Raw genomic sequence first — 17,331 nt, 5'->3', positions numbered from 1 at the left:
GTCGGGCAAATCCGAAAAGGCGGGGATCAGGTGCCAGGGCCGCCTGCATCGGCGCTCGTAATGCGCGGCTGCTGGTCGGCGCCGCCATTGTCGAGCCACGTGCGCACGCGCGTTGCATCCGCGAAGCGCGAGTACTTGCCGCTCGAATCGAGCAGGACCATGATCACCGGACGATTATGAATCGTCGTCTGCATCACGAGGCACTCACCCGCTTCGTTGATGAAGCCCGTCTTCTGCAGGCCGATGTCCCACGATGCATTGCGGACCAACGCGTTCGTGCTGTTGTAGGCGAGATTGCGCTTGCCCGTGAACACGTCGTAGCTGCGGTCGGTCGAGAACTGGCGAATCATCGGGTACTGGTAGGCCGCGTTCACCATTTTCACGAGGTCACGCGCGGTCGCGACGTTGTGGCTCGTGAGGCCCGTGGAATTCTCGAAGTGCGTATCGGTCATGCCGAGTTGCTTCGCCTTCGCGTTCATCGCCGCGATGAACGCCGGTCGGCCGCCCGGGTAGTAGCGCGAGAGCGCCGCCGCCGCGCGGTTTTCCGACGCCATCAACGCGATATGCAGCATGTCCTCGCGCGAGAGCACCGAGCCCACTGACAGACGCGAGCCTGTGTTCTTCTCGTAATCGCGGTCTTCGTCCGTGACTTCGATCTGTTCCGAGAGCGATTCCTTCGAGTCGAGCACGACCATCGCGGTCATAAGCTTCGAGATCGAGGCGATCGGCACGACGGCGTGCGAGTTCTTGTCGAACAGCGGCTCGAGCGTGTTCTGATCGACCACGTACGCAACGCCCGAGCGCAGCATCAGCGAGTCGGGCGTCTCATGCAGACCGAACGCCTGACCGACGGTCGGCTGGCGCGGTTCGAACGCGACGCGGCGCACCGCCGAATGATGGCGGCCGTTCATCGTGTAGGTGACGCGGCGCTTTTTCACCACCGGACGCGCGTCGTCGTCTTTCGCGGCGACGGTACGGGTTGCGCCCGCCTTCTGAGTGGCCTTTGCCGTTTCCGGCTCGGCCTTCGCAACCTTCTTGGTGGCCTTTTTCGCCTTGGCCGTTTTGGCCGGTGCGGCGTCTTGCGACGCAGCAAAGGCGCCCTCGGGCGCCACGAGCGTCGCACTGATCGCGACGGAAACAGCGACCGACAACGCGGTGCTGAGAACCGACGACGGCATCAGTGAGAACGACAGGAGCTTGTCGGATTTCATTGGTGTTCTTGATGGAGCGGCGGGATCGTTCGCCAAGTGTAGTAAAACCACGAAAAATTCGCAAATTGAAGCACTTATCGGCGCTCATTAAACCGAAGTATGACCTTCGATTGAGCGAGCCAATGCACTTCCCGCATTCGATGGAGTCAGACAATTGCCAAGCCGCTCCTCTCGCCACGATGCCGCTTGCACACAACGTTTGCGGCGCACGCACAGTGCGCTTGCTGCGTTAACGGCGTTCGTCGTACGGAACTTGAACTGAGGAAAATACGGGTGAGATTGTCTGACCACCAGTGCCGCCGTGCCGCGCGACGCGCGTTCGACCGCAATGGATCATTAACGTTCCATGTAGGAATTCGGTGTACGCACCCAGGTGAAATCCCATAGGCGCGTTCATGCGATCCATGCCGCATCTTGCCAGAAGCCACGTTTCTGCGCTTGCACCACCCTGCGCGCCGCCGCCCTCGACTAGCTGCGAGCCCCGCGCCTTGGGGCATCGACGCAGTTGTCGCAGCCGGCCATGCGCGAAGCATAAGTGACTGTTTAATAATAAATTATCGACATTGTGCGATGCACCAAAAAACCTTGACTTTATTCCGGAGCATCCTAAAATCGAGTCAATGTTGCGACGCACAAAGCGAGCGACAGAGCACCAGCGCCGTGCCACTTACTTCAGGCGACCCACGAAGGTCGCCGACATACAGGAGCGTAAACATGAGTCTGCTGACCCCTGAACAATTCGCCGCTGCCCAGAAAGCCAACCTCGAAACCCTGTTCGGCCTCACCGGCAAGGCATTCGAAGGCGTGGAAAAGCTGGTCGAATTGAACCTTCAGGCCGTTCGCTCGAATCTGGCGGAATCGCAGGAACACGCCCAGCGCGCACTGTCGGTGAAGGACGCGCAGGAATTCCTGGCCCTGCAAACGAGCTATGCCCAGCCGCTGACCGAAAAGCTGCTGTCGTATGGCCGTCACGTGTATGAAATCGCCTCGGCCACCCAGGCTGAGTTTGCGAAGGTCGCCGAAGCCCACTACGAAGAGCAGAACCGCAAGGTTCAATCGCTCGTCGACAACGTCGCGAAGAACGCACCGGCTGGCTCGGAAACCGCAGTTGCCGTGATCAAGTCGGCCATCAACGCCGCGAACACGACCTACGAAACGGTCCACAAGGCCACGAAGCAAGCCGTGGAAATGGCGGAAAGCAACTTCAACGCCGCCACCGCTGCTGCAAGCAAGGCTGCCGCCCAAGCGTCGCGCTCGGCTGCCGCTTCGGCCAAGAAGCCGGTCTGAACGTTGTGGATTGAACCGGTGCGCGCGCAGAAGCAGTCGCGCACCGGGCGCCGGACCTGAACGCTCCGGCATGCCGCCCGGCATGTCACTTGCCCGGTCGCTGACCGGGAATCTTTTTTACGCTCCGGCGCCTCTCGTAGCACCTCGCAGCACCGAGCGTTACCCCAAATGCAAACGGCGCACTCCTCACGGAGTGCGCCGTTTCTTCATGCGCGCCGCAACAAGCGGCGCGGCACGGACTTACTTCTTCTTCTGCGGCGGCAGGTCGGTACAGACGCCCTCGTACAGCTCGGCGGCCATGCCGATCGACTCGCCCAGCGTCGGGTGCGGGTGGATCGTTTTGCCGATGTCGGTCGCATCTGCGCCCATTTCCACGGCGAGGCACACTTCGCTGATGAGATCGCCCGCGTTCAGGCCGACGATACCGCCGCCGATCACGCGATGCGTCTCTTCGTCGAAGATCAGCTTGGTAAAGCCCTCGTCGCGGCCGTTGGCGATCGCGCGGCCCGAAGCGGCCCACGGGAACACCGCCTTGCCGTACTTGATGCCTTCGGCCTTGCACTGGTCCTCGGTCTTGCCGGCCCACGCCACTTCCGGATCGGTGTAGGCCACCGACGGAATCTGCAGCGCGTCGAAGTACGCCTTCTCGCCGTGCGCCGCTTCCGCCGCCACATGGCCTTCATGCACCGCCTTGTGCGCGAGCATCGGCTGGCCGACCACGTCGCCGATCGCGAAGATGTGCGGCACATTGGTGCGCATCTGCTTGTCGACTTCGATGAAGCCGCGATCCGTCACCGCCACGCCCGCCTTGTCCGCACCGATCTTCTTGCCGTTGGGCGAGCGGCCCACGGCGACCAGCACGAGGTCGTAGCGCTGCGCTTCGGCCGGCGCCTTCTCGCCCTCGAACGACACGTAAATGCCGTCGTCCTTCGCCTCAGCATTCGTCGTTTTGGTCTTGAGCATGACGTTCGCGAAGCGCTTCGCGTTGTACTTTTCCCAGACCTTCACGAGATCGCGGTCCGCGCCGGCCATCAGGCCGTCGAGCATTTCAACGACGTCGATCTGCGCGCCAAGCGTCGCGTAGACGGTCGCCATTTCCAGACCGATGATGCCGCCGCCGATCACGAGCATCTTCTGCGGAATCTGACGCAGCTCCAGTGCGCCGGTCGAATCGACCACGCGCGGATCTTCCGGCATGAACGGCAGCTTCACGGCCTGCGAGCCGGCAGCGATGATCGCCTGCTTGAACTTGACGATCTTCTTGCCGTTCTCGCCCGCCACTTCCATATGGTGCGGATCGAGGAACGAGCCCACGCCAGTCACGACTTCGACCTTGCGCGCCTTCGCCATGCCGGCGAGGCCGCCCGTGAGCTTCTTGACGACGCCCGACTTGAAGTCGCGCAGCTTGTCCAGATCGATCTGCGGCTTGCCGAACGTGATGCCGTGCGAGCCGAGCGCTTCGGCTTCGTCGATCACGAGCGCCGTGTGCAGCAGCGCCTTCGACGGAATGCAGCCCACGTTCAGGCACACGCCGCCGAGCGTCGAATAACGCTCGACCAGCACGGTCTTCATGCCGAGGTCGGCGGAGCGGAACGCCGCAGAATAGCCGCCGGGACCCGCGCCGAGCACGAGCATGTCGCATTCGACGTCGGCGCTGCCGCTGAAGCTGCCGGCTTGCGGTGCCGCTGCCTTCGGTGCTTCGGCTGCCTTCGGCGCTTCAGCAGCCTTGGGCGCTTCGGCCTTCGGCGCAGGCGCGGCCGCGCCAACGGCTGCTTCGACCAGCGCGATCACCGTGCCTTGCGAAGCCTTGTCGCCAGCCTTGATCTTCACTTCCTTGACGGTGCCCGCGACGTCGCTGGGCACTTCCATCGTGGCCTTGTCCGACTCGAGCGAGAGCAGCGTCTGCTCCTTCTCGATGACGTCGCCCGCCTTGATGTTGACTTCGATGACGTCGATGTCCTTGAAGTCGCCGATATCCGGCACTTTCACTTCGACGAGACTCATGGTGTCCCCTACCCCTAAAGGATGACCGGCCGCGCCAACCGCCACGCACACGTCATGAACGTGCGGCGAGGGCGGCGCGAGCCGGTCAAATCGGTTTTACAGAATCACGCGGCGGAAATCGCCGAGGATCGAAGCGAGGTACGCATTGAAGCGCGCGGCAGCTGCGCCGTCGATCACGCGGTGATCGTACGAGAGCGACAGCGGCAGCGTGAGGCGCGGCACGAACTGCTTGCCGTCCCACACCGGCTTCATCGCGCTCTTCGACAGGCCGAGGATCGCCACTTCCGGTGCGTTGATGATCGGCGTGAAATGCGTGCCGCCGATGCCGCCGAGCGACGAGATCGAGAAGCAGCCGCCCTGCATCTGGTCCGGCTTGAGCTTGCCTTCGCGTGCGAGCTTCGACAGCTCGGCCATTTCCTTCGCGATGTCGGCAAGACCCTTCTTGTCCGCGTCGCGGATCACCGGGACGACGAGGCCGTTCGGCGTGTCGGCGGCGAAACCGATGTGGTAGTACTGCTTGAAGACGAGGTTGTCGCCGTCGAGGCTCGCGTTGAACGCCGGGAACTTCTTCAGCGCGGCAACGCAGGCCTTGATGACGAACGCGAGCATCGTGAACTTCACGCCCGCCTTCTCGTTCTCCTTGTTCAGCTGCACGCGCAGCGCTTCGAGTTCGGTGATGTCCGCTTCGTCGTTGTTCGTGACGTGCGGGATCATGACCCAGTTGCGGTGCAGGTTCGCGCCGGAGATCTTTTTGATGCGCGAAAGCGGCTGCGTATCGATCGGGCCGAACTTCGTGAAGTCGACCTTCGGCCACGGCAGCAGGTTCAGGCCCGCACCGCCCGCAGCCGGTGCAGCGGCTGCGCCAGCGGGCGCGGCGAGCGCGCCCGTCATCACGCCCTTCACGAACGCGGTGACGTCGTCCTGCGTGATGCGGCCCTTCGGACCCGTGCCCGTCACGCGGCCAACATCCACGCCGAGTTCGCGCGCGAACTTGCGCACGGAGGGCGATGCATGGCTCGGACGGCGCGTGCCGCCTTCGCCTGCCGGAATGATCGGCGCCTGCGCGAGTGCCGACGGCGCGGCGGCCGCGGGCCTGGCCGGCTCATGCTGGGGCGCGTCCGACGGTTCTTCGATGTGCTTCGCAGCCGGTGCGGCGGCAGGAGCCGCGGCGCCTTCCGCTTCAACGACGACGATCTCGGTGCCTTCGGACACGTTATCGCCGACCTTGACCTTGATTTCCTTGACGACGCCGGCCACCGGGCTCGGCACGTCCATGGTCGCCTTATCCGACTCGAGCGTGACGAGCGACTGCTCCTTCTCGACGCGGTCGCCGACTTTCACGCCGATCTCGATGACCGGTACGTCCTTGTAGTCGCCGATATCGGGGACCTTGACGGACTGCACGCCGCCGCTCGCGGCAGGCGCTGCAGCCGGGGCGGGAGCCGCCGCTTGCGCGGGTGCTGCGGCAGGAGCGGCCTTCTCTGCCTTCGCGGCGGCGGCGGGCGCCGCGGCTGCGCCGGCACCGTCCAGCACCAGCACGAGCGAGCCTTCCGACACGTTGTCGCCGACCTTGACCTTCACTTCCTTGACCGTGCCCGACGCCGGGCTCGGCACATCCATGGTCGCCTTGTCCGACTCGAGCGTGATGAGGGACTGCTCTTTTTCGACGGTATCGCCCGCCTTCACCAGCACCTCGATCACAGGAATGTCCTTGTAATCGCCGATGTCCGGCACCTTGACTTCGATCGCTTGACTCATTGTTAGTGTCTCCGGGGCCGCATACGACACGCCTCCCCGCTTCGGGGAGGCGCACATGCCATGCACAGGGGTGATGGGTTAGACGGTCATCGGGTTGGGTTTGGACGGATCGAGGTTGTACTTGGCGATCGCCTCGCCAACCACCTTGCGCTCGATCTTGCCTTCGTCCGCGAGCGCGTTGAGCGCCGCAACCGTGGTCCAGTAACGATCGACTTCGAAGAAGTGACGCAGCTTTTCGCGCGTGTCCGAGCGGCCGAAACCGTCGGTGCCGAGCACCACGAACTTGCGCGGCACGAGACCACGGATCTGGTCGACCAGCGCACGCACGTAGTCGGTCGAAGCGATGATCGGACCTTGCGTGTCCTTGAGCAGCTTCTCGACGTGCGATTCGCGGCGCGGCTCGCTCGGATGCAGCAGGTTCCAGCGCTCGGCTTCGTGACCTTCACGGGCGAGTTCGGTGAAGCTCGGCACGCTCCAGAGGTCGGCTTCGACGCCCCAGTCGTTCTTCAGCAGGTCGGCCGCAGCGATCACTTCGTTGAAGATCGTGCCCGCGCCCATGAGCTGCACGCGCGGCGCCTTGGCGTTCGCGTCGCCCTTGCGGAACGAATACATGCCCTTGATGATGTCGTTCGCCACGCTCTCGCCCTGCGGAATCGCCGGGTGCTCGTAGTTCTCGTTCATCACCGTGACGTAATAGAACACGTCCTCCTGGTCCTGCACCATGCGGCGCAGACCGTCCTGCATGATGACCGCGAGTTCATAGCCGAACGTCGGGTCGTAGCTCACGCAGTTCGGCACCGAAGCCGCCCACAGGAGCGAGTGGCCGTCTTCGTGCTGCAGACCTTCGCCGTTGAGCGTCGTGCGGCCAGCGGTGCCGCCCAACAGGAAGCCGCGCGAACGCATGTCGCCTGCGGCCCACACGAGGTCACCGATGCGCTGCATGCCGAACATCGAGTAGAAGATGTAGAACGGGATCATGATCTCGCCGTGCGTCGAGTACGACGTCGCAGCTGCGATCCAGTCCGACATGCCGCCGGCTTCGTTGATGCCTTCCTGCAGGATCTGACCGGTTTCCGATTCCTTGTAGAACATTAGCTGGTCGGAATCTTCCGGCACATACTTCTGGCCTTGCTGGTTCCAGATGCCGATCTGGCGGAACAGGCCTTCCATACCGAAGGTACGCGACTCGTCCGGCACGATCGGCACGACGCGCTTGCCGAGCGCCTTGTCCTTGAGCAGGATGTTCAGGATCCGCACGAACGCCATCGTCGTGGAGATCTCGCGGCCTTCGCCCGTGCCCTTGAGCAGCGGCTCGAACGCGTCGAGCGCCGGCACCGGCAGCGACTCGGCCTTCTGGCGGCGAGCCGGGAGGTAGCCGCCCAGGTCCATGCGCTTCTGGCGCATGTACTCGAGTTCCTTCGAGCCTTCTTCGAACGTGAGATACGGCACGTCGACGATCTGCTCGTCCGTGATCGGCAGACGGAACTGGTCGCGGAACTTCTTGAGCTGATCCACCTGCATCTTCTTCTGCTGGTGGGTGATGTTCATGGCCTGGCCGGCTTCGCCCATACCATAGCCCTTGATCGTCTTCGCGAGGATGACGGTCGGCTGGCCCTTCGAGTTCGACGCTTCGTGGAACGCCGCGTAGATCTTGTGCGGGTCGTGGCCGCCGCGGTTCAGGTTCCAGATGTCGTCGTCGGACCAGTCGGCGACCAGCGCCTTCAGTTCAGGCGTGTTGAAGAAGTGCTCGCGCACGAACGCGCCCGACTCCGACTTGTACGTCTGGTACTCGCCGTCGACGACGTCCATCATGCGGCGCATGAGCGCGCCCGTCTTGTCGCGTGCGAAGAGCGCGTCCCAGCGGCTGCCCCAAATGACCTTGACGACATTCCAGCCGGCGCCGCGGAACTCGCTTTCGAGTTCCTGGATGATCTTGCCGTTGCCGCGCACCGGACCGTCCAGGCGCTGCAGGTTGCAGTTGATGACGAACACGAGGTTGTCCAGACGCTCGCGGCCGGCCATGCCGATCGCGCCGAGCGATTCCGGCTCGTCCGTTTCGCCGTCGCCGAGGAAGGCCCAGACCTTGCGGCCGTCGGTCTTCGCGATGCCGCGCGCCTGCAGGTACTTCATGAAGCGCGCCTGGTAGATCGCCATGATCGGGCCGAGACCCATCGAGACGGTCGGGAACTGCCAGAAGTCAGGCATCAGCCACGGGTGCGGATACGACGAGATGCCCTCGCCGCCCACTTCCTGGCGGAAGTTGTCGAGCTGCTTTTCGGTCAGGCGGCCGAGCAGGAACGCGCGCGAGTAGACGCCCGGCGACGAGTGGCCCTGCACGAACACGAGGTCGCCGCCATGCTCAGCAGACGGCGCGCGCCAGAAGTGGTTGTAGCCGACGTCGTAAAGCGTGGCCGCCGATGCGAACGAGGCGATATGGCCGCCCACGTTCGTGTGCTTGCCCGCGCGCAGCACCATGGCCATGGCGTTCCAGCGCGTGTACGAGCGGATGCGGTGTTCGATGTCCTGGTCGCCCGGGTTCTTGGCCTGATTGGCGACGGGGATCGTGTTGATGTACGGCGTGTTCGCCGAGAACGGCAGATGCTCGCCGTGCACACGGGCGAATTCGATCTGCTTTTCGATCAGGTAGTGGGCGCGATCAGGACCGACAGTCGAAATGACGCCGTCCAGCGCTTCGAGCCATTCGGCGGTTTCCTGAGGATCCTCGTCCTTGTCGGCGGCAACGTACTTGAGGACTTCGTCGGGTACAGCGGACATGCTCGTCTCCTGGATGTAGGGGAACGCTGTTGATCGGACCATGCGGGCGGCGACGCTTAAGACGTGACCGGGCCAACCGCAGCAGCTTCGGGGCGATTGTAATGACCCCCCTGACCATCGCGCAACAAAATTTTCGAATTGCGAGATGCGATTTTATAATGCGAAAAATTGTTGCAGCGCACGCTTAATCGATCGCGCCCCTGAGCCGATAACGGCCAGTTTGCGCCCGTTTGTCTGCGATTTACGGCTTTTTTCGCGCCATTTCCGTGTCTTACGCTGAGCTACAATCCTTGCCATGTTGACCGAACGGCTTTTCGCACGCTCGGCGCGGCCGCCCGGAACGCCCGGCGAGTCGTCGCCATCTCGCTGGCACCACGGACCCTGGTGGTCGAACTCCTATTTGCTGACGCCGCTCCTGTCGATCGTCGTGTTTCTGATCGTCATGAGCCTGATCTTGTGGAGCCTGAACCGCCGCGAACAACAGCAGCAGGAAGACACGCTCTACCGCAACGTGGCGTGGGCCCAGCAGCAGATCCGGCTTTCCATGACCGGCGCGCAGGAGCAGCTGCAGGCGCTGGCTCGCGACCTGGCCGCGGGACATAGCGATCCGCAGTATTTCCAGACGTCCACCACGGACATCATGCAGGGCCATCCCGAGATCCTCTATCTCAACTGGTACACGAGCCAGGAGGAGCCGCGCTGGCCCAACACGGCGATGCCGGTATTCGGCCAGCGCCTGGCTAAACCGAACGACGCGCAAATGGACGAGGCCGTGAAGGCCGCTTTCGCCGAGGCGCGCGCCACGCGCCGCCAGGTGTACTCGCCGCTCATTTACGACGACGTCGGCAACGGCTACATCACGCTGCAGACGCCGGTATACCGCGATCGGGAATTTCTTGGTTCGATCGCGGCCGTGTTCTCGGTCGAAGGCATCCTGAAGCACGACATCCCGCCCGAGCTGTCGGCCAAGTACAAGATCTCGATTCTCGACGCGAACAACCGCGAGCTCGCCACCACCTCGACGCGTCCGCGCCTGCCGCGCGACGTCTACTACGACCTGCCGCTCGATCCGCCGGGCCAAGGCGTTTCGGTGCGCGTGTACTCGTACCCGCAGATGACCAACTTCACGAACAACACGCTCGTGTGGCTGGTCGCAGGTCTGTCGTGCTTCGTGTTGTGGAGTCTCTGGAGCCTGTGGAAGCACACGCGCCAGCGCTTCGAGGCGCAGCAGGCGCTATACGCGGAAGCGTTCTTCCGGCGCGCCATGGAAAATTCGGTGTTGATCGGCATGCGCGTGCTCGACATGCATGGGCGCATCACGCACGTGAACCCGGCGTTCTGCCGCATGACCGGCTGGGACGAAAGCGACCTCGTCGGCAAGAATGCGCCGTTCCCGTACTGGCCGCGAGACGCCTACCCCGAAATGCAGCGCCAGCTCGACATGACGCTGCGCGGCAAGGCGCCCTCTTCGGGCTTCGAGTTGCGCGTGCGCCGCAAGGACGGCTCGCAATTCCACGCGCGGCTTTATGTCTCGCCGCTCATCGACAGCTCGGGCCGCCAGACCGGCTGGATGTCGTCGATGACCGACATCACCGAGCCCAAGCGCGCACGCGAAGAACTCGCCGCCGCGCACGAGCGCTTCACCACGGTGCTGGAAAGCCTCGACGCCGCCGTCTCGGTGCTCGCCGCCGACGAGGCCGAACTGTTGTTTGCAAACCGCTACTACCGCCACCTGTTCGGCATCCGCCCGGACGGCCATCTGGAACTCGCGGGCGGCGGCGGCTTCGATTCGGCAAGCGCTTCCTCGGACTCGATCGACATGGTCGACGCCTTCGCCGGCCTGCCCGCCACCGCGCTCACCGAGAGCACGGCGGACGCCCAGGAGGTCTACGTCGAGAGCATCCAGAAGTGGTTCGAAGTGCGCCGCCAGTACATCCAGTGGGTGGACGGCCACCTCGCGCAGATGCAGATCGCAACCGACATCACCACGCGCAAGCAGGCGCAGGAACTGGCCCGCCAGCAGGACGAAAAGCTCCAGTTCACGAGCCGCCTCATGACGATGGGCGAAATGGCGTCGTCGCTCGCGCACGAGCTGAACCAGCCGCTCGCCGCGATCAACAACTATGCTTCAGGCACCGTCGCGCTCGTGAAGTCGGGCCGCGCCGCACCTGACAACCTGCTGCCGGTGCTCGAGAAAACGGCCCAGCAAGCCGTGCGCGCGGGCATGATCATCAAGCGCATCCGCGAGTTCGTGAAGCGCTCCGAACCCAAGCGCCAGGCCACGCGCGTGGCCGACATCGTCGCCGATGCGGTGGGTCTCGCCGAGATTGAAGCGCGCAAGCGCCGCATCCGCATCGTGACCGACATGCGCTCGCGCATGCCCGTGATCTACGTCGATCCGGTGCTGATCGAACAGGTGCTCGTCAATCTGCTGAAGAACGCAGCAGAAGCCATGGCTGAAGCGCGCCCGAATTTGCCAGATTCGGCGATCGACCCAGTGATTCGTGTGATCGTGAAGCGCGAAGGCGGCAACGTGTGCATCAGCGTGGTCGATCAGGGCCCGGGCGTCGACGAAGCCACGGCCGAGCGCCTCTTCGAGCCCTTCTACAGTACCAAGTCGGACGGCATGGGCATGGGCCTGAACATCTGCCGTTCCATCATCGAATCGCACCGCGGGCGTCTCTGGGTGGTCAACAACGTCGAATCCGACGGCCACATCAGCGGCGCTACGTTCCATTGCAGTCTGCCCATCGGCGAATCGGACACCCCCTCGCGGACCACCGACGAACCGACTCCACAAACCGTTACGGGAGAGCCATGAACAGCCCAGTCACCACCCAGGAAACCGTCTTTGTTGTCGATGACGACGAGGCAGTACGAGACTCCCTGCGTTGGCTCCTCGAAGCGAACGGCTACCGCGTCCAGTGTTTCAATAGCGCGGAGGAGTTCCTCGAGGGCTACCAACCGGCGCAGCAGGCCGGACAAATCGCCTGCCTGATTCTCGACGTGCGCATGTCGGGCATGAGCGGCCTCGAACTGCAGGAGCGTCTGATCGCGGATAACGCCTCGCTGCCGATCATCTTCGTGACGGGCCACGGCGACGTGCCGATGGCCGTCTCGACCATGAAGAAAGGCGCGATGGACTTCATCGAGAAGCCCTTCGACGAGGCCGAGTTGCGCAAGCTCGTCGAGCGCATGCTCGACAAGGCTCGCAACGAAAGCACCAACGTGCAGCAACAGCGCGCTACCGCCGAGCGCCTCGGCAAGCTCACGGCGCGCGAACATCAGGTGCTCGAGCGCATCATCGCGGGCCGCCTGAACAAGCAGATCGCCGACGACCTCGGCATCAGCATCAAGACGGTGGAAGCGCACCGGGCCAACATCATGGAGAAGCTCAACGTCAACACGGTCGCCGACCTGCTGCGTCTCGCGCTCTCCAACAAGCCGCAACAGGCGCAGCAGTAAGCGCCTCTTTCCCGGGCTGCATCCGCGCGCGCCACGGTGCGCGGATGCGGCCCGCCGCGTCTCGCCGCAACGCTCTTCCCTCGCCCATCGTCCGTTCACGCCGGAGCAGGCCCGCCGCGCGGGTATAATGTCGCCCTTCGAATGGCGCCCGCCCCATGCCGCTCGCGCGCTTCCCCACGCGCGCCAGCGCTGGCGCCCATATGTGCCCCGCACGTGCCCCGCATCGCCCACTCTCGACCTCGACCGACCATGACTGCCACTATCATCGACGGCAACGCCCTCTCCAAAAAACTGCGCGCCGAAGTCGCCACGCGCGCCGCCGCCCTCACCGCGCGCGGCCATCAGCCGGGACTCGCCGTCGTGCTGGTCGGCGACAATCCGGCGAGCGAAGTCTATGTGCGCAACAAGATCAAGGCCTGCGAAGACAACGGCCTCTACTCGTCGTACGACCGCTATCCGGAGTCGCTTTCCGAAGCCGACCTGCTCAAGCGCATTGACGAACTGAACCGCGACCCGAAGATCAACGGCATTCTCGTGCAACTGCCGCTGCCGAAGCACATCGACAGCCACAAGGTGATCGAGGCAATCGCGCCCGAAAAGGACGTGGACGGCTTTCACGTCGCCAACGCGGGCGCGCTCATGACGGGCCAGCCGCTCTTTCGCCCTTGCACGCCCTATGGCGTGATGAAGATGTTCGAGGAATACAAAATCCCGCTCGAAGGCGCGAACGCGGTGGTGATCGGCCGCTCGAACATCGTCGGCAAGCCGATGGCGCTGCTGCTGCTCGAAAAGGGCGCGACGGTCACGATTTGCCACAGCAAGACGCGCGACCTCGCGAAGCACACGCGCGACGCCGATATCGTGGTCGCCGCGGTGGGCAAGCGCAACGTGCTGACCGCCGACATGATCAAGCCCGGCGCGACCGTGATCGACGTGGGCATGAACCGCGACGACAACGGCAAGCTCTGCGGCGACGTCGATTTCGCCGGCCTGAAGGACGTGGCCGGCTTCATCACGCCGGTGCCGGGCGGCGTCGGCCCGATGACCATCACCATGCTGCTCGTGAACACGATTGAAGCCGCGGAGCGCGCGGCAGCAGCGTAAGCCCCGCGCGGCCACGCGTCACAGCATGACATTCTCGAAGCGGCCCATCACGGGCCGCTTTCTTTTTCGGGCGCCGCCAGCGCGCGCCATGCGGGCAGGGATTTCGCCGCCGTTGCGTCACATCTGTTAATTTGCTCGGATAACCCGGTTGGAAAGCGTGCTTGACGCCCCAATAACCGAACTATCGGACGCGCGCGCATGCCGCGACCCGGTCCCCTAACCCGCGACAGACAGGAACAGGAAGCATCATGGCTACTACCCCCTCCGACAATCCGCTCCTCGATTTCACCGGCCTGCCGCGCTTTGGCGAAATCCGCCCGGAGCACGTGACGCCCGCGCTCGACGTGCTGCTCGCGAACGCAAAGGCCGCGGTCGAGCGCGCCGCGCAGCCCATGACGCCCTCGCAATGGAGCGACGTGGTCGAGCCAGTCGAGCGCGCCAGCGAGCCGCTTTCGCGCGCCTGGGGCGTGGTCGGTCACCTGAACGCCGTCGCTGACACGCCTGAACTGCGCGCCGCCCACGGCGAGAACCTGCCGCGTGTGACCGAATTCTGGTCGAGCGTCGGCCAGAATCTCGAGCTCTTCAAGAAGTACAAGGCCATCACGAATCACAACTCGTTCGAACTGCTCTCGGGCGAGCGCAAGAAGATCCTCGACAACTCGCTGCGCGACTTCCGCCTTTCGGGCGCCGAGCTTCCCGAAGAACAGAAGCCGCGCTTCGCCGAACTGCAGGAGCGCCAGGCCGCGCTCGCCAAAGCCTTTTCCGACCACGTGCTCGACGCGACCAATGGCTTCGCGCTCTTCGCGACGAGCGAAGCTGAACTCGTGGGCCTGCCCGAGGACGTGATCGCCGCCGCGCGCGAAGCCGCCGAGCGCGAGAACAAGGAAGGCTGGAAGTTCACGCTGCACTTCCCCTCGTACTTCCCGGTGCTGCAATACTCGGAAAACCGCGCGATGCGCGAGACCATGTATCGCGCCTACGTCACGCGCGCGTCCGAACTCGGCCCCGTCTACGGCGCCGGCAAGGCCGAATGGGACAACACAGCAATCATCGAAGAGCAACTGAAGCTGCGCGCCGAAGAAGCGAAGATGCTCGGCTACAACAACTTCGCCGAAGTCTCGCTCACGCCGAAGATGGCGGAAACGCCGGCTCAGGTGATGAGCTTCCTCGAAGACCTCGCCACGCGCGCGCGCCCGCACGCCGAAAAAGACTGGGCAGAACTGCGCGAATTTGCTGCGAGCGAACTGGGCCTCGCGCAGATCGAACCGTGGGATATGGCGTTCGCCGCCGAGCGTCTGCGCCAGAAGCGCTACTCGTTCTCGGAGAACGAGGTGAAGCAGTACTTCCCGGAAGACTTCGTGCTGCAGGGCCTTTTCAAGGTCACGGAAACGCTGTTCGGCGTGCGCATCCGCCCGGACAGCGCACCGGTGTGGAATCCCGATGTGCGTTTCTTCCGCGTGGAAAACGCGGATGGCACGCTCGTCGCGCAGTTCTATCTCGACCTCTACGCGCGCGAAGGCAAACGCGGCGGCGCATGGATGGACGACGCGCGCTCGCGCCGCAAGCTCGAAGGCAACGGCGTGCAAACGCCCGTCGCGTATCTCACGTGCAACTTCTCGGCCCCGGTGGGCGGCCGCCCCGCGTGCTTCACGCACGACGAAGTCATCACGCTCTTCCACGAGTTCGGGCACGGCCTGCACCACATGCTCACGCGTGTGGACGAACTGGGCGTATCGGGCATCAACGGCGTGGAGTGGGATGCCGTCGAACTGCCCTCGCAGTTCATGGAAAACTTCTGCTGGGAATGGGACGTGGTGCGCGAAATGAGCTCGCACGTCGAAACCGCCAAGCCGCTGCCGCGCGAACTCTTCGACAAGATGCTTGCCGCGAAGAACTTCCAGAGCGGTCTCGGCACGCTGCGCCAGATCGTGTTCTCGATGTTCGACATGGCGCTGCACGTCGACTTCGACGCTTCGAAGGGCAAGAGCGCGAACGACCTCGCGCGCGAGATCAACGAGCGCTATCACGTCATACCGCAGACTCCGTTCTCGCGCTGGCCGAACACGTTCAGCCACATCTTCGCGGGCGGCTATGCGGCAGGCTACTACAGCTACAAGTGGGCCGAAGTGCTCTCCGCCGACGCCTACGCGGCCTTCGAGGAAGCCGCGCAAGCCGCGAAGTCGAGCGTGCTCGACGAAGCGACCGGCACGCGCTACCGCAAGGAAATTCTGGAAGTGGGCGGCAGCCGTCCGGCGATGGAGTCGTTCAAGGCCTTCCGCGGCCGCGAGCCGAACATTGACGCGCTGTTGCGTCACAACGGCATGGAGCAGCCACCGGCACAGCAATGACCCTGTGACTCGCTGGTAAGCGATCCGAACGAAAACCGCGCATGGGTGTGAAACCCATGCGCGGTTTTTTTGCCTCGCGTTTTATCGATGCAGCTTGAAATCGACGCTTTCCGGCCGCCCTTCGAGCGAAAGCGCCGCGCGCTGCGCGGGTTGCCGGCTCACCACCCTGCCCCGGCTCACGACAGCAAGCCGCGCCGCACGCAGCCGGATCGCCTCGATGGGATCGCGCGCGTCGAGCACCACGAGGTTCGCCTCGCAACCGGCCGCCACGCCATAGCCTTCGAGGCCGAGGATCGCCGCGGCATTCACGGTCACTGCGTCCAAGCAGGCGCGCGAGGCGTCGGTGCCAGTCATCTGCGCGACGTGCAGGCCCATGTGCGCGACTTCGAGCATGTCGCCCGAGCCGAAGCTGTACCACGGGTCCATCACGCAATCGTGGCCGAACGCCACGGTCACGCCCGCCGCCATCAACTCGGGCACGCGCGTCATGCCGCGCCGCTTCGGGTAAGTATCGGAGCGCCCTTGCAGCGTGATGTTGATGAGCGGATTCGCAATCGCCGCGACACCGGATTCGCGCATGAGCGGAATCAGCTTGCTCACGTAGTAGTTGTCCATCGAATGCATCGACGTGAGATGCGAACCGGCCACGCGCCCATGCAGGCCGAGGCGCTGCGTTTGCGCCGCGAGCGTTTCGATGTGGCGCGAAAGCGGATCGTCGGATTCGTCACAATGCATGTCCACGCGCAGACCCTTTTCGGCCGCGAACTCGCAGAGCAGGCGCACCGATTCGGCACCATCCGCCATCGTGCGCTCGAAGTGGGGAATGCCGCCCACCACGTCGACACCCATCGCGATCGCGCGCTTGAGATTCTCGAATGCACCGGGGCTACGCAACACGCCATCCTGCGGAAACGCCACGAGCTGAAGATCGAGATACGGCGCGACACGGCGCTTCACTTCGAGCAGCGCTTCGACCGCGAGCAATCGCGCGTCGCAGACATCGACGTGCGAGCGGATTGCGAGCAGCCCGCGCGCGACGGCCCAGTCGCAGTACTGAAGCGCGCGCTCGACGAGCGCCTCCTGCGTGAGATGCGGCTTGAGCTCGCCCCACAGCGCAATGCCCTCCAGCAGCGTGCCCGACGCATTCACGCGCGGCAGGCCATACGAGAGCGTGGCGTCCATGTGGAAATGCGCGTCGACGAATGGCGCGCTCACGAGCGCACCCGCAACATCGACCTCGTCGTGCGCCGCCGCCGCGAGATGCGGTTCCACGGCGGCAATGCGCCCTGCCTCAATGCCGATATCCACCGTGGGATACCCAGCGGGATGCGCATGCGCGAGCACCGCGCGGCGAATGATCAGGTCCATCTGCGGCTCCT

Annotated in this window: 10 protein-coding genes; 5 read left to right on the top strand and 5 right to left on the bottom strand. The window is 64.2% G+C overall.

Annotation, left to right across the window (positions count from 1 at the left end; translation table 11 throughout):
* Window positions 1-26 precede the first annotated feature (26 nt).
* Complete coding sequence (gene pbpG / locus L0U83_RS05570) at window positions 27-1,211, bottom strand: D-alanyl-D-alanine endopeptidase (RefSeq protein ID WP_233881316.1); 1,185 nt, start codon at window positions 1,209-1,211, stop codon at window positions 27-29.
* A gap of 714 nt (window positions 1,212-1,925) precedes the next feature.
* Between pbpG and L0U83_RS05565 the strand changes: the two genes are divergently transcribed.
* Complete coding sequence (locus tag L0U83_RS05565; protein ID WP_158757564.1) at window positions 1,926-2,498, top strand: phasin family protein; 573 nt, start codon at window positions 1,926-1,928, stop codon at window positions 2,496-2,498.
* A gap of 240 nt (window positions 2,499-2,738) precedes the next feature.
* Here L0U83_RS05565 and lpdA read toward each other — a convergent pair whose 3' ends face one another.
* From lpdA to aceE, 3 genes are all read right to left on the bottom strand, one after another.
* Window positions 2,739-4,502: a dihydrolipoyl dehydrogenase gene (lpdA, locus tag L0U83_RS05560; RefSeq protein ID WP_233881315.1), complete on the bottom strand. Its 1,764-nt coding sequence runs from the start codon at window positions 4,500-4,502 to the stop codon at window positions 2,739-2,741.
* Between the two features lie 96 nt (window positions 4,503-4,598).
* Window positions 4,599-6,260, bottom strand: a complete 1,662-nt coding sequence (aceF, locus tag L0U83_RS05555) for a dihydrolipoyllysine-residue acetyltransferase (RefSeq protein ID WP_233881314.1) — start codon at window positions 6,258-6,260, stop codon at window positions 4,599-4,601.
* A gap of 78 nt (window positions 6,261-6,338) precedes the next feature.
* Window positions 6,339-9,035 carry a pyruvate dehydrogenase (acetyl-transferring), homodimeric type gene (gene aceE, locus L0U83_RS05550; protein ID WP_233881313.1) on the bottom strand — a complete coding sequence of 899 codons (2,697 nt, stop codon included), beginning with the start codon at window positions 9,033-9,035 and terminating at the stop codon, window positions 6,339-6,341.
* Between the two features lie 295 nt (window positions 9,036-9,330).
* Between aceE and fixL the strand changes: the two genes are divergently transcribed.
* The 4 genes from fixL (at window position 9,331) to L0U83_RS05530 (ending at window position 15,952) form a co-directional block, all read left to right on the top strand.
* Window positions 9,331-11,856, top strand: coding sequence for an oxygen sensor histidine kinase FixL (gene fixL, locus L0U83_RS05545; RefSeq protein ID WP_233881312.1), 2,526 nt, complete (start codon window positions 9,331-9,333; stop codon window positions 11,854-11,856).
* Window positions 11,853-12,500 (top strand): oxygen response regulator transcription factor FixJ, encoded by a 648-nt coding sequence (fixJ, locus tag L0U83_RS05540; protein WP_233881311.1) that lies wholly within the window; start codon window positions 11,853-11,855, stop codon window positions 12,498-12,500. Before fixL ends, fixJ begins: the two co-directional genes overlap by 4 nt.
* Before the next feature lie 249 nt (window positions 12,501-12,749).
* Window positions 12,750-13,604 (top strand): bifunctional methylenetetrahydrofolate dehydrogenase/methenyltetrahydrofolate cyclohydrolase FolD, encoded by an 855-nt coding sequence (folD, locus tag L0U83_RS05535; protein WP_233881310.1) that lies wholly within the window; start codon window positions 12,750-12,752, stop codon window positions 13,602-13,604.
* Window positions 13,605-13,852: 248 nt separating this feature from the next.
* Window positions 13,853-15,952, top strand: a complete 2,100-nt coding sequence (locus L0U83_RS05530) for a M3 family metallopeptidase (protein ID WP_233881305.1) — start codon at window positions 13,853-13,855, stop codon at window positions 15,950-15,952.
* A gap of 81 nt (window positions 15,953-16,033) precedes the next feature.
* Here L0U83_RS05530 and L0U83_RS05525 read toward each other — a convergent pair whose 3' ends face one another.
* Complete coding sequence (locus L0U83_RS05525) at window positions 16,034-17,320, bottom strand: amidohydrolase family protein (protein ID WP_233881303.1); 1,287 nt, start codon at window positions 17,318-17,320, stop codon at window positions 16,034-16,036.
* Window positions 17,321-17,331 lie beyond the last annotated feature (11 nt).

The sequence above is a fragment of the Paraburkholderia flagellata genome (genome assembly GCF_021390645.1).
Taxonomy (GTDB): domain Bacteria; phylum Pseudomonadota; class Gammaproteobacteria; order Burkholderiales; family Burkholderiaceae; genus Paraburkholderia; species Paraburkholderia flagellata.
The sequence above is the reverse complement of the archived record's forward strand: the minus strand, read 5'-3'. Positions and strand labels throughout refer to the sequence as shown.